Genomic DNA, 25,372 nt, shown 5'->3' on the forward strand with positions numbered 1-25,372 from the left:
ATTCTATGCCTTTGGAGAAGAATTTGCACGATCCCGAAATGAAAAATCAGGTTGAGGATGAAGATGATAGTGCATAAATCCAGGAAAAAGGCGGTGTGTATCACCGTCGCCGGGTTCCTTGCGGGGATTGCCGGCGGCCTTATCCTGTACTGTGTCCGCGATGTCGTTCTGGGATGGTGTTTCGTGGCGACGGCGGGTTTTACCCTGTTGTACGGTATCGGCTCGCTGTACGACCGCCGACCCTATATCGTCCTTACCGAAGACGGCATCACCGAGATGTTCACGATCCGCGGGCAGATCGAATGGGAGGCCATCCTTTACGCGGACGATTTCTATTTCCGGGGACAATACTGGGTGCGGTTGCTGCTCGAGAGCAACTACAAGCCGCAGCTCATACGGCCGGCCTGGTTCTGGCGGTTCGACCGCCTTTACGAATCGAAGGGCGTAAAGGCGGTCTATCTGCGCACGATGGGGCTGGAGATCGATTCCATGCAGTTGGTCGCCCTGATCCGGCGGATGAAGGAAGCGGATGTGCCCGGGAGGATCGAGCTGCTGAACGGCTGCCTGTTGAAATAAAATCCGCCGCAGGAGCACTGCGCCCCGGCATTCCGTTCGCGCCCGTCGGCGGGCGTTCCGCCGTGCCTTTCCCGGGGTAAGTACAGCGCCCCGGCCGCACGGGACGGGCGGGCAGGGGACATGCTGCGTGTCATCGTATGATTTCTCCCCCGCCTTCGTTGGCTCCGTCCCATGTCGTGTCGACGTTGACCGAGAACTCGATTTCTTCTTGGAAATCACCCTCTTTGAAACGTGCCGTAAGTTCGATCAACTGGTTGCACTCGATCCGCAGGGTGTCCGTGACCACCCGGTCGTAGAGCGGTGCGTCGTCCTCGCCGTAGAGTCTGAGCCGCCACGATGTCCTTACGCCCGGCAGCGTGCAGAACGTGCCGAGCGTGAACGACCCGGCGGCGCGTGTCCTCAGCTGCGCTGCGGGGACGCATTTGGAAACCTCGCACGCCAGGTCGGGTTCCCCGCAGAGCGGCATGCGCTGGCCGACGTTGTCGAGCACCACCTCGACGGAGGCGATTCGGGCGGGAATATTCTCGAACCGGAAGCGGGTTATGCCGTGTACGCGCTGAAGGACGGCTTCGAATTCATTGCGGCAGGGGCAGGTCACTTCGAACGGCACGTCGGCGCGGAAATGGTCGTCGCCGTTCTTTTCTCCCTGGTAAACGATGTAACGTGCCTCCGGAGCATCGGTCGTCCCCGTCATCATGCGCGCCGCAGCGTTGGCCGCGAACGCCAGCCGGTACGTTCCGAACGGAAGCGTGCCCATGCGGAAGAGGTAGTCCCTGCCGACAGCGGTCTGTAGGTCGTCCGCGCGGCCTTGCCCGATCAGCTGCCCGTCGGCATAGAGCAGGTAGTCGAGCGAATGGATGCGTTTCCCGAATTCCTGTTCGAAATCCGACGGACGGTAGGGCGGCCGGGCCTGGAATTTCTCGACCCGGAGCGCGACCGTGACGCTTCCTCCCTGGGGCGGGCACGGGTCGAGTTTCTCTTCGATGCACGACATTGCCGACAGCAGGCACAGGAACGCGAACGGTATGTAAGGTGATTTTTTCATGACTTCGTAATTTTAGTAGGACGAGGCGTTCCACTCGTAAAAAGGATCGAAGAGCGCCGCCGCGTTTTCGGGGTTTCCCGCGTCGTCCGTCGCCTCGACGACATCGATCCGGATTTGCGACGAGGAGTCGTCATAGGTGTCGGTGGTTTCGAAAACGATGCCGGAGATTTTGCTTGCGGCGAGCGTGCGTGCGAACGTCTGGTCGGTTTTATACGTATATCCGCCGCTGGCGCCGGAAATGTCGATATCCACGATCCCGATAGGCAGTTCCGAGGCCGGGTCGGCGAAGACGAAGGGCGAAAAGACCGTCGAATTGGTTTGGCACATCTGGTAGCGCTCCGTACCCGAGGAATGGAAATCTCCCATCGTCGACATGCAACACGGCAGTTCATAGAGTGCGGGATCGCCGTAATACATTCCTCCGAGTGCGTCGATGCCTTCGGCAAAAGGTTCGGTCTTGGACGTGAGAAGCATCTGGACGGTATGGGCTGTCATGTCGAACGAAAAACCGTTGACGGGCGAAGGTTTGTCTTTGAGCAGCACGCGGAACTTCGCCACGCGCCGTTCGGCCCGCAGGGTTACCGGCGGAACGCCTGCCGAATGGAGATCGCCGCTTTTGGGCACCGGGAAATCGGCCACGGCGACAAAAACTTCGCGGCTCAGCTGCCGGTAACCGTTGTTCATCCAGTGCGTCGAGATCGTGTAGGTGAGCAGCGGCGGCGTGCGCAGCGAGCCGTCGGCTTCATCGGAGACGACTTTCCCCGGAATCAGATCGTTGTTCCAGTCGGCCGACCCCCAGTTGATTACGGCTACGATCCGGTAATCGCCCGGTCGCAGTTCGAGATTGAACGGGCACGGCGGAAGATCCCCGGAGATCTTCAGTTCGGCCCATGGCCCCGACTGTGCGTCGAGCAGGACGGTTTGCGTCGTGTCCACGATCCAGCGGGTGTCCGCCTTTTTCAGGATCAGCAGCCGGGCCGTGTTCCTGAACCACTGCGTGTAGGAGGTGGCGCGCGTCATGGGTTCGAGCGAGACGTCCGTGCCGACGGCTTCCAGCCGGAAACAGACTTCGACGCGGGATTTTTCCTCCGCGGACGGATGCCCGAAAGGTTCCCCTTCCGAGCAGCCGCCCGTCAGGAAGGCCGCCATTACGAATAAGACTGAAAGTTTTTTCATAATCGTACGTTTTTTGCCGTTTCACAACCAGTCGAAATTCGTTTCGATGCCCCCTCCGACCGGAATGTCGATGATCCGGTCGCAGCGCAGACCCGCCCGGTTGACCGTGAAGCAGTCCGCAGCCACCGGAAGCCCCGCCGCGGCATCGGTCGCCGGAAGGGCGAGGGTCAGCTGCCGCTGCGGGAAACAGGCTGCGGAATGGACACCCGTGTGGCCGTTGCCGCAGGCAGGCGTCGTGTCGTAGTAGCTGAAGAGCAGCTTCACCCGCAGCTTCGAATCGGACGGCAGCAGGAAAGCTCCTTCCATGCGCAGGCTGCCGCGCACCCCGTCGTCGTATATGCCGAGTCCCTTGTCCGCCTGGGGCAGTGGAACCTTGAAATCCGTCATCTGAGGCAGAATGCTTTGCGCCAGCGGTTCCGAAGCATAGGCTGCGGGAATCAGCGTCCCGTTTTCATCGAAGCGCAGCTCGGTCGTCGGATTCTCATAGGAGATTTCGATCCGTGCGATCCGGTCGATCACCGACTCCACATCGGGCGATAGGATGCTTTCGGGCTCTAAGAGCGAGCCTCCCGTGCGGTAGATGTCGAAGAGCACCTGCCCTGCGATGCGTGTCAGCGTGAGGCGGATAGTCCCGTCGCGGAGAATGTCCGCGCCGCTCAGGTCTGTATAGCCGCTGTAACCGTCTGCCGCAGCCGCGCCCGAGGCGCATCCCAGCCGCAGGTCTTCCCAAGCTACTCCCGGGACGAACTGCGTCCCGGCCGCTGTGGACAGCGACAGCCATTGCGTGCCGCAGGGCTGGGCGACCATCAGAAAACGGTAGTCGTAGGCTTTCAGCTCGGCGAGCGGAAGTTTCAGTGTCTCACCGTCGGCGACCGAAGTGTAACTGCGGTCGAAAACATATCCGTCCTGCGTTCGCGCCGCCCGGCGGAAAAGGTAGAGCGGGGTTGGGTATCCCGATACGGGAAGCGTGCCCTCCAGGCGAAGTTCGGTGTAGCGGAACTTATTGCCGGGAAAGACCTCTTCCTGCGCCTCCAGTCCGCAGGCTGCGGAGAACGAAAGCAAAAACAGCATTCCGTAAATTCGATATAGGTATTTTCTTTTCATCACGTTCAATCTTTTATTCCCAAATGCCCGTATCGCCGTCCTGTTCCTCGGTGATCGGGGTCGTTTGTATTTCTACTCCGATAACGGGGTAATCCGACGTGATCCAGAGCGTAATGTCGAGTTGCTTGTTACGTTCGGCTTTACCCGTCAGGCGCAGCTGCACCGGTTGCAGGGCGGCTCCCGCCGCGGGGACGACCGTGATATCCAGGCCGACCTCCCCGCCGTCGGCGGGCGGAATGACGAAAGGCCCTTCGAGCCGGACAAATCCCCCGTCGGTAAGTTCCGCATAATCCGCCGCTGTGAGTGTCGCCGTCACCGTGGCCGTTCCGCTGCTTCCGCCGGGATTCACGCGCAGGCCCGTGTGGTCGGCCGAGAGTTCGATGCGGCCGATCTGGTCGAGCACGGATTGCGGTTTGGCATAGGGAACCTCGACGTATCGCGTGCCGTCGTGGTAACCTCGTTTGACGGTGACCGAGATCCGGCAAACAGCGCGCGTGAGCCGGGCGCGAACGGTTTGTGCCGCGCCGTCGATCGTGTAGACCGTATTGGCGTCGGATGCGGGATATTGCAGGAACAGTTCATCGGCCGGGAAACAGGTGCCGGGCATGGCTGCGTTTTCACGCAAGACGAAGGCCGCCTCTTCCCATGAAGTTTGCCGCGTTAACGGAGCGGGTTGCAGGGCGATCCGGTCGGCCGCCCCGCTGGCGAACAGGAATTTGTAGTGGCCGTTCGGCATGCGTACCGACAGTTTGCCGTCGGGTGTCCATCCTTCGCGAAACAGCGTGTCGAAAAGGAAAACCGCTCCCTGCCGGCGAAAGGCGTAAACCGAGACATCCGCGGCCCCTTCGCGCACCAGCATGATACGCGAGGTTTCCGTGGCCGGAACGATATCTGCTCGCTCCGACCCCGAACAGGCTGCGAAAGCGGCGGCTGCCAGGATGATGGTCGTATGAATCCGATTATTCATGATTCTGTCTCCCTGGCTTTTGTCAGTCGATTTCCCCGTCCACGAAGTTCGATCCGTCCCAGACGGTATCGACCTCGACCTCGAAATCGACACCCGTGGTGAAGACGTTTTCGCCCAATACGTAAATCCGGATCAGTGTCGCCTTGTTGCGTTCGACGGGTATCTTGTCCCGCAGGGCGATGGTGCGTGCCGATCCTTCGCCCGAGGTGAGCTGCATCGAAAATCCGGTCGTGGCCGTATTGTCGGGATTGGGGATCAGGTAGGTGCCTTTCAGATGCGCGGAGCCGGAGATGATGTCGGCGGGCTGTACGTTCTCGAAATCGTATTTGTCGGCACCGACGACCGTCGATTCGCCCGTGCCCATCGTGACCACGTCCGCAGGGGTGTCGATCGTGTGGGACACGTCGGTAAGACCGGACACTTTCTCGCCCGAAAGCCCCAGACGGCTGTTGGCACCGGTATAGGCCAGTTTCACCCCGGCCAGTTTCTCGGGGCCGAAAACGTCGCCGCCCGCTTTTTCGGTATAGACGCCCGTTGCGGCATCCTTCTCTGCGCGGATGAAGAGCACGTCCACGCGCGAAACGGCGCGGCGGAGCGTGGTGCTGACCGTCTGTTTCGGGCCGTCGAGCGAGATGGTGTGGGAAGGAACCGCATCGAGCGGTGTGTTGAGCATGAACGCCGCCGGGAAATTCTCCCCGGTATGGGTCACGTAGAGCGCATCGGAGAGGGTGGCGTCCGTGAAGTCCGGCCACGTGTAATTGCCCGGCGTTACCAGCCCGTAGGAGGGCAGGAACTTATAGTCGCCTGCGGGAAGCTGCACCGTGCCGGTGAGCGCCGTGCCGTCGAAATTCATGCCGCCGAGCGGAATGTCCTGTATATAGACATAACCCGGGCCGGTGTTTTTGAATGCCAGGATCCGGAATTCCCCGGTGCGGTAGACCGGCCCGCGGCCCGCAGCCGCCTGGGGCGTCCGCGTGATGATTTGCAGGTTCCCGGCGGCAGGGCCGGCAACATCCGTTTTTTCTTCGTCGCTGGAGCAAGCTGCGAGGCCGGCGGTAAGAACCGTAAATAAGAGCAAATTGTAGATTTTTTTCATGGTTTTATTTTTTATAGTATTATTTGGAAAATGAAGTCGTTTTTACCATTCGCAACTCAATTCGTCGAAATGCGCCAGGTTGTATGCCGCTTCCCCGGAGCCGTCTTCCGCGGCGAGCGAGAAGCAGTAGCGCGCCTTTTCCGAATCGCCGTCGATCAGGCACAGGATGCCGAGGTTGTTCAGTGTGCAGGGATCCCCGGCGCAGCGGTTCAGGCATTGACGGGCCGTTTGTATGTCGCCGCAGCGCAGGGCCAGTGCCGCCATGTTGTTGCAGGCGTACGGATCGTCGGGGTAAAACTCCAGCGCGGTTGCACAGACATAGGCTCTTTCGGGTGAGTCGACGGGATAGAATTCCGCCAGCCGGCACATTTCGCCCAGGCTCAGCCATTCGGGACGGGAGTCGATCAGTTCGCGGCTCTGGCCCACGGTGAACGGGGGCAGTGTATAACTGATGCGGTAATCCACGCGCCGCAGCTGCGGATAAACTTCATGCAGCAGCCTGAGGTAGGTTGCGCCGTTGTCGATTTGCCGGATGCCGGCATCGCGGGCATCGGGATCGGACACGGTGTCGATCACGGCCAGCACCTCGTTCCTTGCGGGCAGGTCGGACAGGACGACCCAACGCCGCAGGCTGTCCCAGTCCTCCGGCTCGGTCGCGGTGATGAAGACCGCGCTGTCCAGTCCGAAGTTCTCTTGCAGGTAGTTGCGGATCGACCGTACGCGGTTTGCGGAAAGACGGGTGTTATAGGGATAGGTGTCCTCGGGCGAGGCATATCCTTTCAGGTAGACGTTCTCTACCGAAAGGCCGTCGTTTCCCAGCAACCGTGCAGTCAGGCTGTCGATGCGCGCCAGTTGGCTGCTATTGTCGGCGAATCCGCGCAGCAGTACCGAACGGCCCTGCGGGAAGTGTATGACAGCCGTGATCTGTTCGCTGCGGCGTTTGGGTTCGTCTGCGGGAACGAGGAACGACAGCCGCGGTTGTACGGCAGGGGCGATCTCGGCGGCGACCAGCGGCGGAAGGGCCGTCCGGTGTTGGGCACATCCCTCCAGGTCGCGGTAAAGGACGATCCGTGCGCCCGCCATCCACGGCTCGTAAGGAATATCACCTTCGAAAAGAACCGCATTTGCTGACGAATTTTTCCGGCTGCGGCGGATGACCGTATTGCTGAAAACACCTTCGGTAACAGCCGGTATGCCGTAAAGCCGTTCCCGGCGTTCGTTGACTTTCTCCCGGATGCGTCCCGTGAAAACGACGGGAGCCAGTTGTATTTGGTTTTCGCCGTCGCTGACGACCGGCGTGACGGTCAGTTGTCCGTTGGTCGGGAGGTCGATGCCGGCGGTGATCGGGAGTCTTACGCAAAGCCGGTCGCCGCTCCTGTAAGCGGCCGGATTCCCTTCGCGACCGTAGACTGCCGCGGTAAAGGTCAGGCATACGGCCAGTAAGCCGGTTATGCGTTGCTTTGTATGGCGTTTCATATCCTGCTGTGTTATTTAATGATAAAGATGAGTGCGAGGCCGATTTTGGTCGGCCCGAAATAGTTGCGTGACCGGGTGCGGATCACTTCGCCGCATTCGGCGATCGGATATTTCCGATCCCACAAACGGGCGTACCCCAGGCCGACGGTGGCTTCGAGGTTCCACCGCTTGCCGATTAGCCACTGATAACCGTAGGATAAACCCGCACCGTAGAGGTGTCCCTGATAGCGGTTGCGGTGGAAGTCGGCGTTGAAATTGATCCCTCCCGCATTGTATTCGGCGTAATGGGCGTGCAGGCCGAAAAAGTGGCCGTTGAAGCTCTCGCAAAGCCAGTAGCGTACTTCGGGTTGTATCAGCCAATGTTTCCACCGGGCGTCGCCGAACTCCCACGGATTGTAGTTGCCCGATATGTCGAGCGTTACGCGGGGGCCGAGCGCCGCTTCGACACCCAGGTTGATCGTAGCTGTGGCATCGTAGAGCAAGTTGCTCTTGACGGCCCATTTCTGGGCCAGAGATGAATTTACCGATGCCAGCAGGATTGCCAGCATGAAATAAATTTTATTCATTACCATATTTTTTTATTGTCCCGAAAGTGTCCGGATGAAATCGATACGTCCGGTGTCCGCCTTGAAGAGGATGGTACTCAAAAGGCGCGGCTATGGCTCGTGCGTGCAAATGATTTGCCAGAAATGGATGAACTCTTAACGCTTAGGTTCAACGGTTTGTATCATAATATGATAAAAAATATAGCAGAGACGGGTGGAGGATGAGAGACAGTTGGGTTTTCATCACCCAATCCATGGCATTACCGAATCAGGTACGGCGGGCAGGCCGCGGCTGACCTGCATTGCATCGCTTTTCAATGCCTCTGGACTAAACGCACGAAACCCTGCAAATTAAATCTTTGCAGGGTTTCGCTGGCGGAGAGAGAGGCTCTCGAACTTATACTTTCACAGAATATCATAAAACTGCAAACGACTGATAATCAAGTGTAAATTACAATATAGAGTAAAAGTAAATGTTTCTAAATGTCTTTTGCTATCTCAATAATTGGGTGTATATTTGGGTGTAGAATTTCAAACGCACCCAATTATGAATATCAAGCGCAACATCATTTTTGCATTGGAGAGCCGGAAAAAGAACGGTGTGCCAATCGTAGAGAACGTACCCATCCGTATGCGTGTCATCTTTGCCAGCCAACGCATCGAGTTTACAACGGGCTACCGGATTGACGTAGCCAAATGGGATGCAGATAAGCAGCGGGTAAAGAACGGATGTACCAACAAGCTAAAGCAAAGTGCAGCCGAAATCAATACGGACTTGCTGAAATACTATGCCGAAATCCAGAATATTTTCAAGGAATTTGAGGTGCAGGAGGTCATGCCAACGACCCAACAGTTGAAGGAAGCTTTCAACATGAGAATGAAAGACACCAGCGAAGAACAGCCGGAAGAAGCCCCTGTCAGCTTTTGGGAGGTGTTCGATGAGTTTGTAAAAGAGTGCGGTAACCAGAATAACTGGACGGCATCCACCTATGAAAAATTTGCAGCAGTGAGGAACCACCTCAAAGAGTTCAAGGAGGATGCAACGTTCAACTATTTCAACGAGTTTGGATTGAACGAATACGTCAACTTCCTGCGTGACACCAAGGATATGAGAAACAGCACCATCGGCAAGCAAATGGGATTCCTCAAATGGTTCCTGCGCTGGAGCTTCAAGAAAGGACATCATCAGAACATTGCATACGATACGTTCAAACCGAAACTGAAAACCACCTCGAAAAAAGTAATCTTCCTGACTTGGGATGAACTGAACAAGCTGAAAGACTACCAGATACCCAAGGATAAGCAATACCTGGAACGTGTACGTGATGTTTTCCTGTTCTGCTGCTTTACGAGTTTGCGGTATTCGGATGTTCGCAATCTGAAAAGAAGCGATGTGAAGTCCGACCACATCGAAATAACCACAGTCAAGACTGCCGACAGCCTGACGATTGAACTGAACAAATACAGCAAAGCCATACTGGACAAATACAAGGACATCCATTTCGAGAATTACATGGCTCTGCCCGTCATCAGCAACCAGAAGATGAACGATTACCTGAAAGAGCTGGGCGAACTGGCAGAAATCAACGAGCCTGTACGGGAAACCTACTACAAGGGAAATGAACGTATTGATGAAGTCACACCCAAATACGCTTTGCTCAGTACCCATGCAGGAAGAAGGACATTCATCTGCAATGCGCTGGCTCTCGGAATCCCGGCACAGGTGGTCATGAAATGGACGGGACACAGCGACTACAAAGCTATGAAACCCTACATTGACATAGCGGATGATATTAAGGCAAATGCCATGAACAAGTTTAATCAACTATAAAAGTATCAAACAGTTTCATAGATAGTTACCAATGACTATATTTGTAGAAATTATCATCACAATATGAGCAACAAGGAATCCAACATAGAGAAAACGAATTTTGATGCATTCATACAAGCGGTCGGTTCGGAAATAGAACAGGCACAAGTAAGGCTGATTGTTGCAGCCAATGCACAAATGCTGTTCCATTACTGGAAGATAGGCAATTACATCCTTTATCACCAGCAGCTGCACGGATGGGGAAGCAAAATCATCAAGCAGTTGGCAAAGGCTATCCGACTGCATTACCCTGAAAAGAAAGGCTATTCGGAACGTAACCTTACCTATATGTGCCAGTTTGCAAAAGCATATCCTTTAAGAGCGTTGCAAAGTTTCATAGAAACAGATGCAAGCCTGTCTGTCCCAACCATACAGAGTGTGACCAATGAAGTATTAAAACTGAATGACAAGCAATTTACGCAGGAACTTACTGCGCAAATACAATCGATTGATTGTCAATCATTAGCAATTACGCAGGAAGTTCCTGCGCAATTTGAAGATGTGGGAAAAACCGTGTCTGCCATTTACAGGATGGGAATCAGGGAAATAGAAGAAGTTTTCTTGACCTCTCCTATAGCCAAAATAAACTGGACAAGCCAAATGACTATACTTGACAGTTCGCTACCTTTAGGTCTAAACTACTGGTACATGAAACAGTCTGTGGAAATGGGATGGAGCAGCAATGTATTGAAAATGCAAATTGACAGTGATTTGTATAGCCGACAAATCAGCAACAACAAGGTAAACAATTTCACGACCACACTTCCGGCTCCACAAAGCGACCTTGCCAATTACCTACTCAAAGACCCGTACATCTTTGATTTGGCAGGAGCCAAAGAAAAAGCAGACGAAAGGGATATTGAAGAACAGCTGGTGAAACACGTTACCCGCTACCTGTTGGAAATGGGCAACGGTTTTGCCTTCGTTGCCCGGCAGAAGCACTTCCAAGTCGGAAACAGCGATTTCTTTGCCGACCTGATTCTATATTCCATTCCGTTGCACGCATATATCGTGGTAGAATTAAAGGCTACCCCATTCAAACCGGAGTATGCAGGACAACTGAACTTCTACATCAATGTGGTGGATGATAAACTGAGGGGAGAGAATGACAACAAGACTATCGGGTTGTTGCTATGCAAGGGAAAAGACGAAGTTGTGGCACAATACGCATTGACAGGCTATGACCAGCCCATCGGCATCAGCGATTACCAATTGAGCAAAGCGATTCCCGAGAAACTGAAATCAGCGTTGCCCAGCGTGGAAGAAGTGGAAGAAGAACTGGCCTCTTTCCTTGACAAAGACAATAACACTCAAAAATAGTTGCGTCCATGAAAGATGTAATTACAACGCTGATTCCCCGATACGGAGAATTGAACAGAATATATAAAGACTGGTTTGATAATAAAGGTTTCTCTTTTGAAAAGCAGAAATTCATTACCAAGTTCTATCTGGACTACAATGATGTAACGGTTCTTGAAACAGCCATTCTTGAACTGGTGTTTCATCTTCCACAGGAGCAATACACACTGATTCTGAATAGCCTGAAAAAGGAAGTATGCGAAAACATAAGTTATTACAAGAAAGGATGTATGCCGGATGAACAGACCGTTTACAATATCTGCTTCCGAGTTTCAGAAATCTATAAAGAAGCCATAGAAGAACAGCAATACAAGACGACCAAGCTCCATGCTCCGCTAAACGAAGCATACCACCGATACGATTCCATAGGTTATCGGGAACACACTGCAGAGGATGAAAAGCGTGCGGAAATGGAATATGAACGGTGCAAAGATGAATACGAGGAGAAAAAAAACAAGCTGACCGAACTCTACGATCTGCAAAAACAGACCAGAGAGAAAGCCCTGCAATATGCAAAAAGCCGTTTCAATGAAATCTATCGGCTGGGCTGCCACCTCAAAGAGACATTGGCGAAATATGTATTTGATGAAACAAACGAGCCGGAAGAGCCAGCCGAACAAGAACCAAATGCCCCCAACATACAGGAAGAAGTGCTGGGAACGAAACAGACTGAGTATTTCAATATGGAACTGCTTTCGCTCATTCATGTAACCTGCGTGGGAGAACAGTTCGAGAATATTTCCGAACATGATTTCTATACCTGCATGAACCTGCTACCAAGCGACACCAAACCCCAAATCAGACCGAGAGAAAAAATACGTACCTGCTATCTGATATTCCTGATGAGCGAAAAACTGCCCAAACAGGACAGGGAGAATTGGAAGAGGAATATCCTGAAAATATTGGATATTGAGGAAAGCTACTACAAGTCAAAGTACAAAGAGCCTGTTTCCGATTTCCCCAGTGACAGCAACCGGAAATTTGCCAAAGAAATGGATGGTATATTCCGATAATCTGTGATATGCCCTGACATTTTACGAAACAACCACTTTTACCACTCAAATTAAATTTTTGAGTGGTATTTTTATTATCTGATATTCAGATAAATAACAAGATATTCCATTTATATCAACCACATCCTTACCACTTACAACCCTACCTAATTTTGCATCGTTCGAGAACAGAGATAACAGCCAGTGCGCAGGGCTGATTGTTAAACGACTAAATAGATTGAACGATGAAAAATCTTCAAGAATTATTATCAAAACCCGTCTGGCAGATGACAGGTGAAGAGTTCATATTCCTAAGTAAGCACGCTTCCCGTCAAACGGAAACGCAGCCACAGCCCATTACAGACACAGAAAGAAAATATGTGTACGGAATACTGGGCATAGCCAAACTGTTCGGGTGCAGCCTACCCACCGCCAACCGTATCAAGAAAAGCGGAAAGATTGACAAGGCAATCACTCAGATAGGACGTAAGATTATCGTGGATGTTGAGCTTGCCCTTGAACTGGCTGGAAAGAAAACAGGAGGACGGAAATAACGGGAGGCATGGCTATGGACTATATGAAAGAGACTAAGGAAATATCGGCTGAAGAAGCCATAATCCTTTGGCAAGCCTCACGTTTGAGCCTGTCGAAAAGTTATGAGAAAGCACCTGAAATCCTTAAAGTACATGATTCTGTCATTGGGACATTGGGTAATTTCAGCGCATCCATCGGCAAAGCCAAAAGTAAAAAAACGTTCAATGTATCGGCTATCGTAGCCGCTGCATTGAAGAACGGCACAGTGCTGCGGTATGTGGCTGAACTGCCTGAAGATAAGCGGAAAGTGCTTTATGTTGATACAGAGCAAAGCCCTTACCATTGTCTGAAAGTCATGACGCGCATTTTGCGAATGGCTGGTTTGCCAGATGATAGGGACAATGAGAATCTTGAATTTCTTGCCTTAAGAAAATACACGCCTGAGCAGCGTATCAGGATTGTGGAACAGGCTATTTACAATACACCCGAAATCGGTCTTGTAATTATAGACGGCATACGGGATATGGTGTATGACATCAACAGCCCCAGTGAATCAACACGCATCATATCCAAGCTGATGCAGTGGACGGACGACAGGCAGATACATATCCATACGATACTGCATCAGAACAAAGGGGATGAGAACGCAAGAGGGCACATTGGTACGGAGTTGAACAACAAGGCGGAAACCGTATTGCAGGTAGAAAAGGACAAGGGCAACGGTGACATCAGCCATGTTTCAGCCATTCACATCCGGGCAATGGACTTTGAGCCTTTCGCATTCCGTATCAACGACAAAGCCCTTCCCGAACTCATTGAGGGATACAAACCTGAAACAAAGAAGCCGGGAAGACCCGAAGAAGAGAAGTTCGACCCTTACAGGCATATCACCGAGCAGCAGCACCGTATCGCATTGGAAGCCGTTTTCGGGCTGAAAGAGGAATACGGCTACAAGGAACTGGAAGATGCCTTAATCAAGACCTATATGTCAGTGGGTGTAAAGCTGAACCATAAAAAGGCGGTATCGCTCATCACCATGCTCCGCAACAAACGGATGATAGTGCAGGAGACAGGCAGAAAATACACATTCATGCCTGACTTCCACTATTAGCCCATTTCCCTGCAATCACTTCACTTTATTCTCGGGGTGTATATATTAGGAATATAGTGAAGTGCTTGGGGAATGGGACTAAATCACTTCACTTTATTACCGTATCCTATATATACGAGAATTTAGTGAAGTGATTATAGACCGTACTTCCTAAAAAGGTACGGGCAAAAAGAAAAATAAACCAATTCACCAACTACTAAAACAATCATTTTATGGATATACAGACAGCCAAGCAAATCAGAATAGCGGATTATCTGCATAGTTTAGGATATTCTCCCGTCAAGCAACAAGGTGTCAATCTGTGGTATAAATCACCGTTAAGGGAAGAAGCCGAAGCCTCGTTCAAGGTAAATACCGAACGTGAACAATGGTATGACTTCGGTTTGGGTAAAGGTGGTGGTATCATAGAACTGGCTGCACACCTGTACGCTACCGACCATGTACCTTACATCTTGAAACGGATAGCAGAGCAGACACCGCACGTGCGCCCGGTATCTTTCTCTTTTGGAAAGCAAAACTCTTCCGAGCCGAGCTTCCAACAGTTGGAGATTGTTCCGCTGTCATCTACTGCCCTGCTTGCCTACTTACAAGGTAGAGGAATTAACATAAAACTGGCGAAAAGAGAATGTAGTGAAGCACGTTTCACTCACAACGGCAAGCGGTACTTTGCCATCGCCTTTCCCAATGGTTCGTGTGGATATGAAATCCGCAACCGCTATTTCAAGGGCTGCATCGCCCCAAAGGAAATCTCCCACATCAGGCAGTCGGGAAAAGCGAGGAATACCTGTTATGTGTTCGAGGGATTTATGGACTACCTCTCCTTTTTGACATTGAGACAAGAGAGCTGCCCAAATTATCCGGAATTGGACGGGCAGGACTACATTGTATTGAACTCCGTATCGAATGTAAACAAGGCTCTCTATCCGTTGGGCAATTACGAACGCATCCACTGCTTTTTCGACAACGACCATGCAGGACTGGAAGCACTCCGGCAAATCCGCATGGAATACGGCAGAGAGCGGTACATCCGGGACGCTTCGCAGATTTACAGAGGATGCAAGGACTTGAACGAATACTTACAGAAACAGATTGAAAGAAAAAGGCAGCTCCAGTCCGCCAAAGGGGTGCGCAGCCAATCACCGGAAAAGAAGAACGGCTTCCAGTTATAGCCCACTATAACTACACGCTTCGCTTTCGTAGTTGTGGGCTCTCCCGAGGGGATTAGGGCTTTGCCCTAATGACCCACTCAGGGCGTTTCACCCCTGAGAACCCCGAGCAAAGAGTGACCCTCTCTTTGCAATCTCCGCTTATGGGTTACCCCTAAGAACCCCTCTGCGAAAGCGAGCAAAGTAAATCAATTGTAAACAAAGGAAAGAAGCTATGGCAACAAAATCAAGCATACATATCAAGCCTTGCAACATCGCATCGAGCGAGGCACACAACCGAAGGACTGCCGAGTATATGCGTAATATCGGGGAGTCCAGAATCTATGTCGTTCCCGAACTTTCCACCGATAACGAACAGTGGATAAATCCCGACTTCGGCACTCCCGAACTGCGAACTCATTATGACAATATCAAGCAAATGGTCAAGGAAAAGACCGGACGTGCCATGCAGGAAAAGGAAAGGGAACGCAAGGGAAAGAATGGAAAGATTATCAAGGTGGCGGGATGCTCACCCATCCGTGAAGGAGTATTGCTTATCAGACCGGACACCACACTGGCTGATGTACGCAAATTCGGTGAAGAGTGCCAAAGACGCTGGGGCATCACTCCGCTACAGATTTTCCTGCATAAAGACGAAGGGCATTGGCTGAACGGTCAGCCGGAAGCAGAAGACAAGGAGAGCTTCCAAGTCGGTAACAGATGGTTCAAACCAAATTATCATGCTCATGTCGTATTCGACTGGATGAACCATGAAACTGGAAAGAGCCGAAAGCTCAATGACGAGGATATGGCAACCATGCAGACCCTTGCTTCCGATATTCTCCTGATGGAACGTGGACAGGCAAAAGCTGTCACAGGTAAAGAGCATCTGGAACGAAATGATTTCATCATTGAGAAGCAGAAAGCCGAACTGCAACGTATAGAGGAAACCAAGCGACACAAGGAACAACAAGTAAGCCTTGCCGAACAGGAACTCAAACAGGTAAAAGCAGAGATACGCACGGACAAACTAAAGAAAACAGCCACCAATGCTGCTACCGCCATAGCAAGCGGTGTAGGTTCTCTTTTCGGAAGCGGTAAGCTGAAAGAACTGGAACATCACATCGAGCAGCTACATCAGGAAATTACCAAACGGGACAAAGCTACTGATGAATTAAAAATTCAGATACAACAAATACAGGAACAGCATAGCAGACAAATTCGTAATCTTCAAAGAATACATAATCAAGAACTTGAAGCCAAAGACAAGGAAATATCACGATTGAGCACCTTGCTTGAAAAAGCCCACAAATGGTTTCCCATGTTCAAAGAGATGTTGAGAATGGAAAAATTATGCGCTGTTATCGGGTTTACCAAAGACATGATAGAAAACCTCTTGACAAAGAAAGAATCCATACAATGTAGTGGCAAAATTTATTCCGAAGAACACAGGTGGAAATTTGACATCAAGAATGATATTTTTAGGGTTGAGAAACATCCGATGGATAGTGGTAAGCTTATGCTGACCATAAACCGACAACCCATAGTACAATGGTTTAAGGAACAATGGGAAAAGTTACAGCAGAATCTACGTAACTCGGTGCAGAGAGAGCAAAAATCCAGAGGATTTAGAATATAGAATAGCCTATTATTAATAAAATCAAGTATCTATGCATCCAAACAGATTGTTTTTATTACAGAATCAAAATCCTAAGAATTTATAAAAAATGAAGCCTAAAGAAGTTTTGGAAAAATGGATAGATTGCTTTAACAAAGCAGATGCTTATCATATAGCAGAGCTGTATGCTACTAATGCAGTAAATCATCAAGTCGCAAACGAACCAATAATAGGTAAAGAATCAATCTACAAAATGTTTGTGAATGAATTTGCCACTGCTAAAATGGTTTGTATGGTGGAAAATATTTTTGAAGATGGCGAATGGGCTATCATGGAATGGAAAGACTCTCTTGGACTTCGTGGATGCGGATTTTTTCATTGAAAAGATAACAAAATCGTCTTTCAAAGAGGGTATTGGAATAAACTTTCATTCTTGAAGCAACACAATCTTCCAATTGAATAAGTACTATCAGAATACGGACTGGGAAATTGAAATACCCAGTCCGAGTTATATAATGAATTTTACTTGTTAAACTATTTAAAGTCAGTTGGATAACAAACCATACCTTTCACATTCTCAGTAGCTCCAAGTATTAATTCAGCCACCATGCAATATTCATGAGAGACTTCGAAAGGAAATTCAATTCCTAAATCGATAGCCTTGCGATAGCCAAATCGAGGATAATACTCTTTATGCCCCAATACGACTGCTGTGCCGTAACCCAAAAGTGCTGCCCTCTGATGGGCTTACTGAATCAACATCCCCCCCCAATTCCCTTACGCTGGAATTCCGGCAAGACTGCCAATGGAGCTACACTCAGGGATGTGACAGACTGGGTGTCACTGTCTATCTTTACTTCTGTAAGTAAGATATACCAGACAATTTGTTTTTCTGTCATTTTCTTGTTCTTATCTAATTGTTAGGCTCATTGTTGTTATACATTGTTTAATTATAGATAAATCGTGAATATCCTTCTCTCTTAAATCGTAGCCCGAATGGAATACTTGTTGCCCTTTTGCAGAAATGCAAGGGATGCTTCTGCCTTCAAAGACTGCTGTTCCAAAATAGTCCGGTTGAAATTCATACCAGCCTCCATCCAAGTCGGCTTGTTTGGAAGTGCCGTCCGCATTCAAGACAAAAGGATGGATATCAATATAGCCTAATTCTTTGCTATACAGTTCCACACGGGTGGGCAACCAATTTGTTTCAATTTGATATCCTCTCTCCTGCAAAAGATCAAGGAGTTGGTCTGTATAATTGGCATCAAAATCAATGTCAATATCTCTATGCAAGCGGGTTTGCTGTCCGTACAAGACATCCACTCCCCAGCCTCCATCCAACCAAAACTGCATGTCCAGGCTTTCCAACAAGTCCAAAACTTGAAATAACTCTGTAATCGTAGTGTGTTCTTTCTTTGTCATATAATAATTCTTTAATAAATAATACTATGCGTAATTATCCAACTGCTTGATTGAAGAAATAAAATTTGCACCCACTCCAATCAGAAAGATAACCCATCCGCTGATCATAAAGACGGATGTGATACCCCATGCTTCCACCCAATATCCTGAAGCTACGATACCCAGCATTGATGGAAAGGTACTCAAACTAAAGATGAGAGAAAAAGTCCGTCCAAGCATGTCCGAAGCCAAGTTCTGCTGAATAATAGCGATGAAAAGCGCATGGTAAATGGAATAGGCTATGCCTCCTGTAAATGTTAGGCAAACAAAACCTATAAATGCGCTTGATGGTAAATAACTGGCGCTAATCAGATACAATCCCAATATCACATAAGCCGTATGCATCACTAATGTTTGCTTGCTTTTCAAAGCCTTACAGGCAAGTACTAAACCGCCCAACAATGCCCCTGAGCCCCAACCCATTTCCACAACTCCCATTTGCAAAATGTTTCCGTTGAAATGCAGAAGCGTCATAAAAGGAAATAACGTAAAAACAGGCATAAGGACAAAAGTCACCAGCGTAAAGCATACGAATAAAGGCAAAATGCCCATTGTACGCCGCAAGGTATGCCAACATTCCGTCAGTTCTTTTTTGAAATCTGGAAGAACTTTCGTTTTTTGAAGAGAAGGAATCTGGACACAAAGTAAGGTCAGACAAGCAGCAACAGCTCCGATCACATCTATGAGCAGAATATACTGTATGGGAAGCCAAACAACGAGGCTTGCCCCTACAACGGGAGCTATCACCTCACTGAAGGATTGAATGGAATGGTACAAACCTGATACCCTGACAAGATGGTGCTTGGGAACCAGTAGAGGGATGCTTGCCTGTAAAGCAGGTGCATGAAACGTACTGCCTATTGAACGACAAGCAGTCAATAGATAAAAAAAAGAAAGGTCTTTATAACCCTTGGTTATCACAATAAAAAGACATAGGGTACAGAACGCGATGAACAAGTCCGAATAAAACATCGTTTTCTTTCGATTCCATCTGTCAACATAGACCCCGGCAAACAAGCCTAATACAAATTGTGGTAAAAATCCAGCTAAAATAGCCAGAGATAAAGCTGTCGGGGATTTAAATTCGTTGCTAATCCAAAAAATAATGGAGAAGCCAACAATCGTACTTGTTAAAATAGATATGAGTTGGCCTATTCCTATCACGGCCAAAGTTGATTTCCAATGATTCATTGTGCTAATATTTCATGCGTTTATAGATAAGTACTTTCGTACATTAAGCAAAACGAAATTCTATCCACACAAAAAACTTGTATTATAATCCACTCCTGACGTTGGAATACAATAACAAATACTTTCAGGACGATGTAAAGTCCTGAAAAATCAAACTGAATGGATAGATAAATATTAGTCTTTTCTCATCGGATTCTTTTAATATCGCTACTCTTTTATTATGTAGTGGTTGTATTATCTTAAATAAAACAAAAACACCGACTTTACATTCTTGGGTGTAAAACTGGGTGTTTGTTTTGCAATCTGCTGATTTTCAGCGTTTGTTGCGGAGAGAGAGGGATTCGAACCCCCGGTACAGTTGCCCGTACACCGCATTTCGAGTGCGGCCCGATCGACCACTCCGGCATCTCTCCAGTACATTCCGCACGGAAAAACCTTCCGTTTGGGACTGCAAATATAGACATATTTTTTGTTTCTCGGCATTTTCGTGCGAAAATTTTTTCTTCCGGTAGGGAAAAAGCGGCTATATCCGGCTCTTTTCGTGCTTTTCCCAAATAATTCCTATCTTTGTATCTGGAGGAAGAATGCAGTATCGGTGCCGCCTGTCCGTTTATATAGATGAGAAACGATACTAAATTCGGTACGGTTTTCGTTTACTGATGGAAGAGGAACTAACGCAAACACACTGTGCGCTATGAAAAAGTTGAAAATTTTAATCGGAACCCTTGTCCTGTCTGCGGGGCTGGCCGGCTGTTCGTCGGCCTATTACGCATCGTCGGGATACGCCAACGACGATTTGTACTCGCTGCACGATAAGACCGCCATCGCCCGGAAACAACAGGCGAAGGCCGAAGCCGAAAAGGCCGCCGCCGAGGCCCGCCGGGCCGAATGGGAGGCGCGTATCGCGGAGGCGCAGGCCGCCGCTGCGGAGAACCAATATTACGAATACAGTTCGAACCCCTACGAGGATATCGTAGCCGATACGTACGAAAGCGCCTATGCACGGCGCCTGAGGGGCTTCGAGTCGCCGACATACAGGATGCCGTCGAGTTACTATAATTTCCGCTATGGCGGCAGTTTCACCTATGCTACGGCCTACGACCCGGCATTCTACAACATCATCATTTCCGGTGACCAGGTCTGGGTGGAACCCAAGTACATCACTTCGATGTTCGGGACATGGGGCGGATCGGTTTATGTAGACCCGTGGTATTACGGCTGGACACGTCCCTACTGGGGAGCATGGGGCCCGTCGTTCTCGTTCGGCAGCTGGGGCTGGAGCTTCGGCTTCAACGGCTGGTACAATCCCTGGTACGACCCGTGGTGGGGGCCGGGATGGCATCCGGGCTGGGGCCCGGGTTGGGGGCCCGGATGGCACGGCGGACACCACTGGGCATACAGGCCGCATAATTACCGCCTCGACGGCGGCGGGCGCCCCTCGCGCTATGTCCCGGGGAATGTCGCTTCGGGCAGCCGTTACCGCGGGATCAACAATTCGGGCTACCGTACCGGTACGACCACTTCGCGCGGGGGCAACTCGGGCAGCGGCAGGACGTATTACCAGAGCGGCGGCCGCAATAACAGCAACAGTTCGGTTTACAACGGCGGCAGTAACCGCAATAACAACAATAACTCCTGGAACAACAACTCGTGGAATAACAACCGCAACAACAGCAACTCGGGGCGTTCGTCCTACGACAGCGGGTCGCGCAGCAGCAGTTATAACAGCGGCAGCAGCTTCGGCGGTTCGCGCGGCGGTTCGTCGGGAGGCGGTTACAGCGGTGGCGGCGGTTCGCGCGGCGGCAGTTCATCGGGCGGAAGCCGCGGTTACGGCGGGCGTTAGTCAACGATAAAACAGAGATAGTGTATGAAACGTAAGATCATAATATTGCTTGCGGCCTGTGTGGCCGCAGCGCCGTTGCAGGCCCAGAACCTCGAATTCGGGGGACTGACGTACAACAATGACCTGATGATGTCTACCGATTTCGCCGCGCTTTCCCGATCGCATCCGTTCGGTACGGCGCGCGTGATGGGGATGGGCGGGGCTTTCACTTCGCTGGGCGCCGACCTTTCGTCGATGTCGATCAACCCGGCCGGGTTGGGCATGTACCGCCGCAACGAGTTCTCGCTCACACCGCTGCTGTCGGTCGCCCATGGCCAAACGCAGGGCGCGCCGTCGTGGGTGGGCGATAACAAGACCCGCTTCGCTTTTGCCAACGTCGGTGTGGCGCTCAATGTTTTCGAGAGTCCGGCCAGCCCGCTCACGAGCCTTACGCTCGGTATCGGCATGAACCGTATCGCGGATTTCAATACCCGCTATTCGTTCTCCTCGGAGTCGCGTTACGACCCTTCGAAGCCCGACCAGCTGATGCCGACCATCGCCGATGTCTTCGGGCAGCAGCTCGGGCAGGATGGTATTTTCCCCGATGACAAGGGCAATCTGGGATATAACTGGAATCCCTGGTACTGGCCGGCCATTCTCGGCTATAACGGCTACCTGATCAGCGACGTAGGCGGGCAGTGGGTGCCCGACTGCATTGGCCGTAACGCTTCGGTGGTGCACTCGATGGATGTCGTGAGCCAGGGCTCGATCAACGAATTCGCCGTTTCGATGGGGGCCAATTTCAACAACGTCGTCTATGTCGGAGCCACGATCGGCATCCGCAGCGTCTACAAGAAGGTGGGCATGACCTATCAGGAAGAATACGGTTATTTCGATGCCGCCGGAAATTCCACGAACGCAGTCGACAAGAACGGTACCCCGCTCAATGCGCAGCTCGATTACATGAGCCTCTATCAGGAATCGAAGATCGACGGCAGCGGCGTGGATTTCAAACTGGGTGTCATCGTGCGCCCCGTGGCCGGCCTGCGCCTGGGTGTGGCGTTCCACACTCCGACCTACTACTGGCTCGACCGCAGTTACCGCGCGGACATCGAATCGCACCTGATCAACAATAAGACGGAAGACGACCAGTACAATTTCGATTCTACGCCGCGGCAGGACGATATCGGCGGCAACAGCTGGGATTTCGTGTCGCCTTCGCGGCTGTTGTTCGGCGCTTCGTACACGTTCGGCAACCTGGCCATCGTGTCGGTCGACTATGAACGCGAGTGGTACAACGGTATCCGTGTGAAGAACGTGCCCGAAGGCGCCGATTTCCACCCCGAAGCGTACAAGGCTGAGTTCAAGAATAATTACAAAGGTACGAATACCCTGCGGGCAGGCGTCGAAGTGCGCCCCCTGCCGATCCTTGCCGTGCGCCTGGGCGGCGGTTATACCGATTCGATGTTCAAGGACAGGCAGCAATATTACAATTCGCCGAGCGTCTACGAGAGCTACTACATTACGGGCGGCCTCGGGATCAACCTCGGGCGTAATACGGTGCTGGACGTGGCCTACCAGAACGTGACCGAGAAACAGACGCCCTACGAGCTTTTCTTCAGCAAATACCAGAACGGCGGCGGGATGAAGACTTACAGCGGCCTGTACGACACCAAACAGACGCGTCATTATATCTCGATGACGCTCGGCTTCCGCTTCTGAGGCTTTGCCTGCCAATATAAAGGTTCGTCCGTGTGACGAACCTTTATTTTTTTATTATATTTGCAGGCTGATACAAAATAAAAAACAAAGATATATGGCAAAGGAACTCAAAGACCTCACGAAGTCGGACGAGAACTACTCGCAATGGTACAACGACCTGGTCGTGAAGGCCGGGCTGGCCGAAAACTCGGCCGTACGCGGATGTATGGTCATCAAACCCTACGGCTATGCCATCTGGGAGAAGATGCACGATGCGCTGGACAAGATGTTCAAGGATACGGGGCATCAGAACGCCTATTTCCCGCTGTTCATCCCCAAGTCCTTCTTCTCGAAGGAGGCGCACCATGTCGAGGGCTTTGCCAAGGAGTGCGCCGTGGTGACGCACTACCGCCTGAAGAACGATCCCGAAGGCAAGGGCGTCGTGGTAGACCCCGATGCCAAGCTCGAAGAGGAGCTGATCGTGCGTCCCACGTCGGAGACCATCATCTGGAACACCTATAAAAACTGGATCCAGTCGTACCGCGACCTTCCGATCCTCTGCAACCAGTGGGCGAACGTCGTGCGCTGGGAGATGCGTACGCGCCTGTTCCTGCGTACCGCCGAGTTCCTGTGGCAGGAGGGCCATACGGCGCATGCCACGCGCGAGGAGGCCGTCGAGGAGGCCGAAAAGATGATCCACGTATACCAGAAATTCGCCGAAGAGTGGATGTCGGTTCCCGTCATCGTCGGCCACAAGTCGCCCAACGAGCGGTTTGCGGGTGCCGAGGATACGCTGACCATCGAGGCGCTGATGCAGGACGGCAAGGCGTTGCAGAGCGGTACGTCGCATTTCCTGGGGCAGAATTTCGCCAAGGCGTTCGACGTGCAGTATGTCAACAAGGAGGGCAAGCTCGAATATGTGTGGGCGACCTCGTGGGGCGTTTCGACCCGACTGATGGGTGCGCTCATCATGGCCCATTCGGACAACAACGGCCTCGTGCTGCCGCCGAAACTGGCGCCGATCCAGGTGGTGATGGTGCCCATCTACAAGGGCGAAGACCAGCTGACCGAAATCCGTGCCCGCTTCGGGGCCATTGCGGAGCAGCTCAAAGCCAAAGGCATCAGCGTGAAGATCGATGACCGCGATAACGTGCGCTCGGGCTTCAAGTTCGCGGAGTACGAACTGAAGGGCGTCCCCGTGCGTCTGGCGATGGGGCCGCGCGATATGGAGAACGGTACGATCGAATTGGTGCGCCGGGACACGCTCGAAAAGGAGACTGTCCCGCAGGAAGGGCTCGTGGAGCGCATCGAAGGGCTGATGTCCGAAATCCAGCAAAATATTTTCAGCAAGGCGCTGGCCTACCGCGAGTCGATGATTACCAGGGTCGACACGTGGGAGGAGTTCAAGGAGGTGCTCGACAAAAAGGGCGGTTTCGTGCTCGCGCATTGGGACGGGACTGTCGAAACCGAGGTGGCGATCAAGGATGCCACGAAGGCTACGATCCGTTGTATCCCGTTTGATGCGCCCGATGAGGAGGGCACGTGCGTCTTCTCGGGCAAGCCGTCGCACCGCCGGGTGCTCTTCGCCCGCAGCTATTAGGGCCGGATTCGGACGGGCGTCTCCGCCGGTAACGGGCGAATGGGTGCCGAGGCAGTCCGTTCGCCCTTTTTTGTGCCTTTCCCCGAAGCGGGCGGGCTTCCGTTATTTTGTGGGGCGTGCCCCGGGTAATACTATAAACGATTGGACGTATGCGATATTCTGTATGTTTGTGCGCGGTGTGGCTGCTGGGTTTCTGTGCCGCCGTGTGCCCGGCCTATGCCGGGGACGGGGATCATCCGCTGCCGGTTGCGGGTACCCAGTGGAAGGGACGGAAAGTCGCTTTCATGGGCGATTCGATCACCGACAAGGCGCATGTCGGCACGACGAAGAACTATTGGCAGTATTTGCAGGAGATGCTCGGCCTCGTGCCGTTCGTCTACGGGATCAACGGCCAGCAGTGGCGGGACGTGCCGGGGCAGTGCGAGAAACTCAGGGCCGAGCGCGGCGGCGACATCGATGCGATCCTGATCTTTGCCGGGACGAACGATTTCAATTCCGGGACGCCCCTGGGTGAGTGGTATACGACCGGTGAGGTGCCTGTCGAGGTGACCGGCCCCCGGTCGGAGATCCGGACAAGGAGGACGTTGTCGATGGACGGGGATACTTTCCGCGGCCGTATCAATATCGCAATGTCCTACCTGAAGGCGAATTTCCCGGACAAGCAGGTGATCCTGCTGACCCCGATCCACCGGGGATATGCCCGTTTCGGGGACAACAACATCCAGCCCGACGAATCCTATCCCAACAGCCTCGGCCTCTATGCGGATGCCTATGTGGATGCGGTCAAAGAGGCTGCGAACGTCTGGGCCGTCCCCGTCATCGACCTGAACAGCATCTGCGGGCTTTATCCCAATGCGGATTCCCATGCCCGCTATTTCCACGACGCGCGGAGCGACCGTCTCCATCCCAATGCCGAGGGGCATTACCGGATGGCGAAGGCGCTGGCATACCAGTTGTCGTCTTATCCTGCAAATTTCGAATAG

The 25,372-nt window shown here is 51.8% G+C and carries 21 protein-coding genes, 1 tRNA gene and 1 pseudogene; 13 read left to right on the forward strand and 10 right to left on the reverse strand.

Annotated elements, in window-relative coordinates; translation table 11 throughout:
* Positions 1–57: 57 nt before the first annotated feature.
* Positions 58–576 carry an STM3941 family protein gene (locus DW189_RS08340; protein WP_018696416.1) on the forward strand — a complete coding sequence of 173 codons (519 nt, stop codon included), beginning with the start codon at positions 58–60 and terminating at the stop codon, positions 574–576.
* Between the two features lie 130 nt (positions 577–706).
* On the opposite strand, the gene DW189_RS08345 is transcribed toward DW189_RS08340, so the two are convergent.
* The 7 genes from DW189_RS08345 to DW189_RS08375 are packed head-to-tail and all read right to left on the reverse strand — an operon-like array spanning position 707 to position 8,006.
* Positions 707–1,621 (reverse strand): hypothetical protein, encoded by a 915-nt coding sequence (locus tag DW189_RS08345; RefSeq protein ID WP_117507490.1) that lies wholly within the window; start codon positions 1,619–1,621, stop codon positions 707–709.
* A 12-nt stretch (positions 1,622–1,633) separates the two neighbouring features.
* Positions 1,634–2,797 (reverse strand): hypothetical protein, encoded by a 1,164-nt coding sequence (locus DW189_RS08350; protein WP_162851420.1) that lies wholly within the window; start codon positions 2,795–2,797, stop codon positions 1,634–1,636.
* Positions 2,798–2,818: 21 nt separating this feature from the next.
* Positions 2,819–3,868: a DUF5031 domain-containing protein gene (locus DW189_RS08355; RefSeq protein ID WP_117507494.1), complete on the reverse strand. Its 1,050-nt coding sequence runs from the start codon at positions 3,866–3,868 to the stop codon at positions 2,819–2,821.
* A gap of 46 nt (positions 3,869–3,914) precedes the next feature.
* Positions 3,915–4,868: a FimB/Mfa2 family fimbrial subunit gene (locus tag DW189_RS08360; RefSeq protein ID WP_117507496.1), complete on the reverse strand. Its 954-nt coding sequence runs from the start codon at positions 4,866–4,868 to the stop codon at positions 3,915–3,917.
* 22 nt (positions 4,869–4,890) lie between these two features.
* Complete coding sequence (locus DW189_RS08365) at positions 4,891–5,964, reverse strand: hypothetical protein (RefSeq protein WP_117507498.1); 1,074 nt, start codon at positions 5,962–5,964, stop codon at positions 4,891–4,893.
* A gap of 42 nt (positions 5,965–6,006) precedes the next feature.
* Positions 6,007–7,440 carry an OmpA family protein gene (locus DW189_RS08370; protein ID WP_117507500.1) on the reverse strand — a complete coding sequence of 478 codons (1,434 nt, stop codon included), beginning with the start codon at positions 7,438–7,440 and terminating at the stop codon, positions 6,007–6,009.
* An 11-nt stretch (positions 7,441–7,451) separates the two neighbouring features.
* Positions 7,452–8,006 (reverse strand): DUF3575 domain-containing protein, encoded by a 555-nt coding sequence (locus DW189_RS08375; protein ID WP_018696409.1) that lies wholly within the window; start codon positions 8,004–8,006, stop codon positions 7,452–7,454.
* A 526-nt stretch (positions 8,007–8,532) separates the two neighbouring features.
* On the opposite strand from DW189_RS08375, the gene DW189_RS08380 reads away from it, so the two are divergent.
* The 8 genes and pseudogenes from DW189_RS08380 (at position 8,533) to DW189_RS08415 (ending at position 17,077) form a co-directional block, all read left to right on the forward strand.
* Positions 8,533–9,816: a site-specific integrase gene (locus tag DW189_RS08380; protein WP_004308773.1), complete on the forward strand. Its 1,284-nt coding sequence runs from the start codon at positions 8,533–8,535 to the stop codon at positions 9,814–9,816.
* A 63-nt stretch (positions 9,817–9,879) separates the two neighbouring features.
* Positions 9,880–11,175: a YhcG family protein gene (locus tag DW189_RS08385; RefSeq protein WP_117507502.1), complete on the forward strand. Its 1,296-nt coding sequence runs from the start codon at positions 9,880–9,882 to the stop codon at positions 11,173–11,175.
* Between the two features lie 8 nt (positions 11,176–11,183).
* On the forward strand, positions 11,184–12,227 hold the full coding sequence (locus tag DW189_RS08390; RefSeq protein WP_004308775.1) for a hypothetical protein: 1,044 nt from the start codon (positions 11,184–11,186) through the stop codon (positions 12,225–12,227).
* Between the two features lie 224 nt (positions 12,228–12,451).
* Complete coding sequence (locus DW189_RS08395) at positions 12,452–12,760, forward strand: DUF3853 family protein (protein WP_004308776.1); 309 nt, start codon at positions 12,452–12,454, stop codon at positions 12,758–12,760.
* A 14-nt stretch (positions 12,761–12,774) separates the two neighbouring features.
* Positions 12,775–13,851 (forward strand): AAA family ATPase, encoded by a 1,077-nt coding sequence (locus tag DW189_RS08400; protein WP_008766855.1) that lies wholly within the window; start codon positions 12,775–12,777, stop codon positions 13,849–13,851.
* A 212-nt stretch (positions 13,852–14,063) separates the two neighbouring features.
* A complete protein-coding gene (locus tag DW189_RS08405; protein WP_004308778.1) occupies positions 14,064–15,020 on the forward strand; it encodes a toprim domain-containing protein in 957 nt (318 codons plus the stop codon).
* Between the two features lie 211 nt (positions 15,021–15,231).
* Positions 15,232–16,635 carry a hypothetical protein gene (locus tag DW189_RS08410; RefSeq protein ID WP_004308779.1) on the forward strand — a complete coding sequence of 468 codons (1,404 nt, stop codon included), beginning with the start codon at positions 15,232–15,234 and terminating at the stop codon, positions 16,633–16,635.
* 88 nt (positions 16,636–16,723) lie between these two features.
* Positions 16,724–17,077 (forward strand): annotated as a pseudogene (locus DW189_RS08415) (nuclear transport factor 2 family protein).
* A 446-nt stretch (positions 17,078–17,523) separates the two neighbouring features.
* Here the strand turns inward: DW189_RS08415 and lnu(AN2) are convergent.
* The 3 genes from lnu(AN2) to DW189_RS08435 all read right to left on the reverse strand — a co-directional run bounded on the left by lnu(AN2) (position 17,524) and on the right by DW189_RS08435 (position 19,679).
* Positions 17,524–18,036: a lincosamide nucleotidyltransferase Lnu(AN2) gene (gene lnu(AN2), locus DW189_RS08425; RefSeq protein ID WP_004308783.1), complete on the reverse strand. Its 513-nt coding sequence runs from the start codon at positions 18,034–18,036 to the stop codon at positions 17,524–17,526.
* 24 nt (positions 18,037–18,060) lie between these two features.
* A complete protein-coding gene (gene mef(En2), locus DW189_RS08430) occupies positions 18,061–19,266 on the reverse strand; it encodes a macrolide efflux MFS transporter Mef(En2) (protein ID WP_005786079.1) in 1,206 nt (401 codons plus the stop codon).
* A 326-nt stretch (positions 19,267–19,592) separates the two neighbouring features.
* Positions 19,593–19,679 (reverse strand) — tRNA-Ser (locus tag DW189_RS08435).
* Between the two features lie 281 nt (positions 19,680–19,960).
* Here DW189_RS08435 and DW189_RS08440 point away from each other — a divergent pair.
* The 4 genes from DW189_RS08440 (at position 19,961) to DW189_RS08455 (ending at position 25,372) form a co-directional block, all read left to right on the forward strand.
* Positions 19,961–21,109, forward strand: a complete 1,149-nt coding sequence (locus DW189_RS08440) for a hypothetical protein (RefSeq protein WP_117507506.1) — start codon at positions 19,961–19,963, stop codon at positions 21,107–21,109.
* A gap of 24 nt (positions 21,110–21,133) precedes the next feature.
* Positions 21,134–22,810, forward strand: a complete 1,677-nt coding sequence (locus DW189_RS08445) for an OmpP1/FadL family transporter (protein ID WP_117507508.1) — start codon at positions 21,134–21,136, stop codon at positions 22,808–22,810.
* A gap of 94 nt (positions 22,811–22,904) precedes the next feature.
* Positions 22,905–24,389: a proline--tRNA ligase gene (proS, locus tag DW189_RS08450; protein WP_117507510.1), complete on the forward strand. Its 1,485-nt coding sequence runs from the start codon at positions 22,905–22,907 to the stop codon at positions 24,387–24,389.
* A gap of 149 nt (positions 24,390–24,538) precedes the next feature.
* A complete protein-coding gene (locus DW189_RS08455) occupies positions 24,539–25,372 on the forward strand; it encodes an SGNH/GDSL hydrolase family protein (RefSeq protein ID WP_232045669.1) in 834 nt (277 codons plus the stop codon).

The sequence above is a fragment of the Alistipes sp. AM16-43 genome (assembly GCF_003435745.1).
In the GTDB taxonomy this organism is placed as follows: domain Bacteria; phylum Bacteroidota; class Bacteroidia; order Bacteroidales; family Rikenellaceae; genus Alistipes; species Alistipes onderdonkii.

Excerpts from the sequence above, each read along its gene's own strand:
- DW189_RS08400 (WP_008766855.1), top strand. The coding sequence starts at position 12,775 with ATGGACTATATGAAAGAGACTAAGGAAATATCGGCTGAAGAAGCCATA.
- DW189_RS08350 (WP_162851420.1), bottom strand. The coding sequence starts at position 2,797 with ATGAAAAAACTTTCAGTCTTATTCGTAATGGCGGCCTTCCTGACGGGC.
- DW189_RS08395 (WP_004308776.1), top strand. The coding sequence starts at position 12,452 with ATGAAAAATCTTCAAGAATTATTATCAAAACCCGTCTGGCAGATGACA.
- DW189_RS08380 (WP_004308773.1), top strand. The coding sequence starts at position 8,533 with ATGAATATCAAGCGCAACATCATTTTTGCATTGGAGAGCCGGAAAAAG.
- DW189_RS08440 (WP_117507506.1), top strand. The coding sequence starts at position 19,961 with ATGAAAAAGTTGAAAATTTTAATCGGAACCCTTGTCCTGTCTGCGGGG.
- DW189_RS08360 (WP_117507496.1), bottom strand. The coding sequence starts at position 4,868 with ATGAATAATCGGATTCATACGACCATCATCCTGGCAGCCGCCGCTTTC.
- DW189_RS08375 (WP_018696409.1), bottom strand. The coding sequence starts at position 8,006 with ATGAATAAAATTTATTTCATGCTGGCAATCCTGCTGGCATCGGTAAAT.
- DW189_RS08365 (WP_117507498.1), bottom strand. The coding sequence starts at position 5,964 with ATGAAAAAAATCTACAATTTGCTCTTATTTACGGTTCTTACCGCCGGC.
- DW189_RS08355 (WP_117507494.1), bottom strand. The coding sequence starts at position 3,868 with ATGCTGTTTTTGCTTTCGTTCTCCGCAGCCTGCGGACTGGAGGCGCAG.
- proS (WP_117507510.1), top strand. The coding sequence starts at position 22,905 with ATGGCAAAGGAACTCAAAGACCTCACGAAGTCGGACGAGAACTACTCG.
- DW189_RS08370 (WP_117507500.1), bottom strand. The coding sequence starts at position 7,440 with ATGAAACGCCATACAAAGCAACGCATAACCGGCTTACTGGCCGTATGC.
- DW189_RS08345 (WP_117507490.1), bottom strand. The coding sequence starts at position 1,621 with ATGAAAAAATCACCTTACATACCGTTCGCGTTCCTGTGCCTGCTGTCG.
- DW189_RS08455 (WP_232045669.1), top strand. The coding sequence starts at position 24,539 with ATGCGATATTCTGTATGTTTGTGCGCGGTGTGGCTGCTGGGTTTCTGT.
- DW189_RS08340 (WP_018696416.1), top strand. The coding sequence starts at position 58 with ATGAAGATGATAGTGCATAAATCCAGGAAAAAGGCGGTGTGTATCACC.
- DW189_RS08410 (WP_004308779.1), top strand. The coding sequence starts at position 15,232 with ATGGCAACAAAATCAAGCATACATATCAAGCCTTGCAACATCGCATCG.
- DW189_RS08405 (WP_004308778.1), top strand. The coding sequence starts at position 14,064 with ATGGATATACAGACAGCCAAGCAAATCAGAATAGCGGATTATCTGCAT.
- DW189_RS08390 (WP_004308775.1), top strand. The coding sequence starts at position 11,184 with ATGAAAGATGTAATTACAACGCTGATTCCCCGATACGGAGAATTGAAC.
- DW189_RS08385 (WP_117507502.1), top strand. The coding sequence starts at position 9,880 with ATGAGCAACAAGGAATCCAACATAGAGAAAACGAATTTTGATGCATTC.
- DW189_RS08445 (WP_117507508.1), top strand. The coding sequence starts at position 21,134 with ATGAAACGTAAGATCATAATATTGCTTGCGGCCTGTGTGGCCGCAGCG.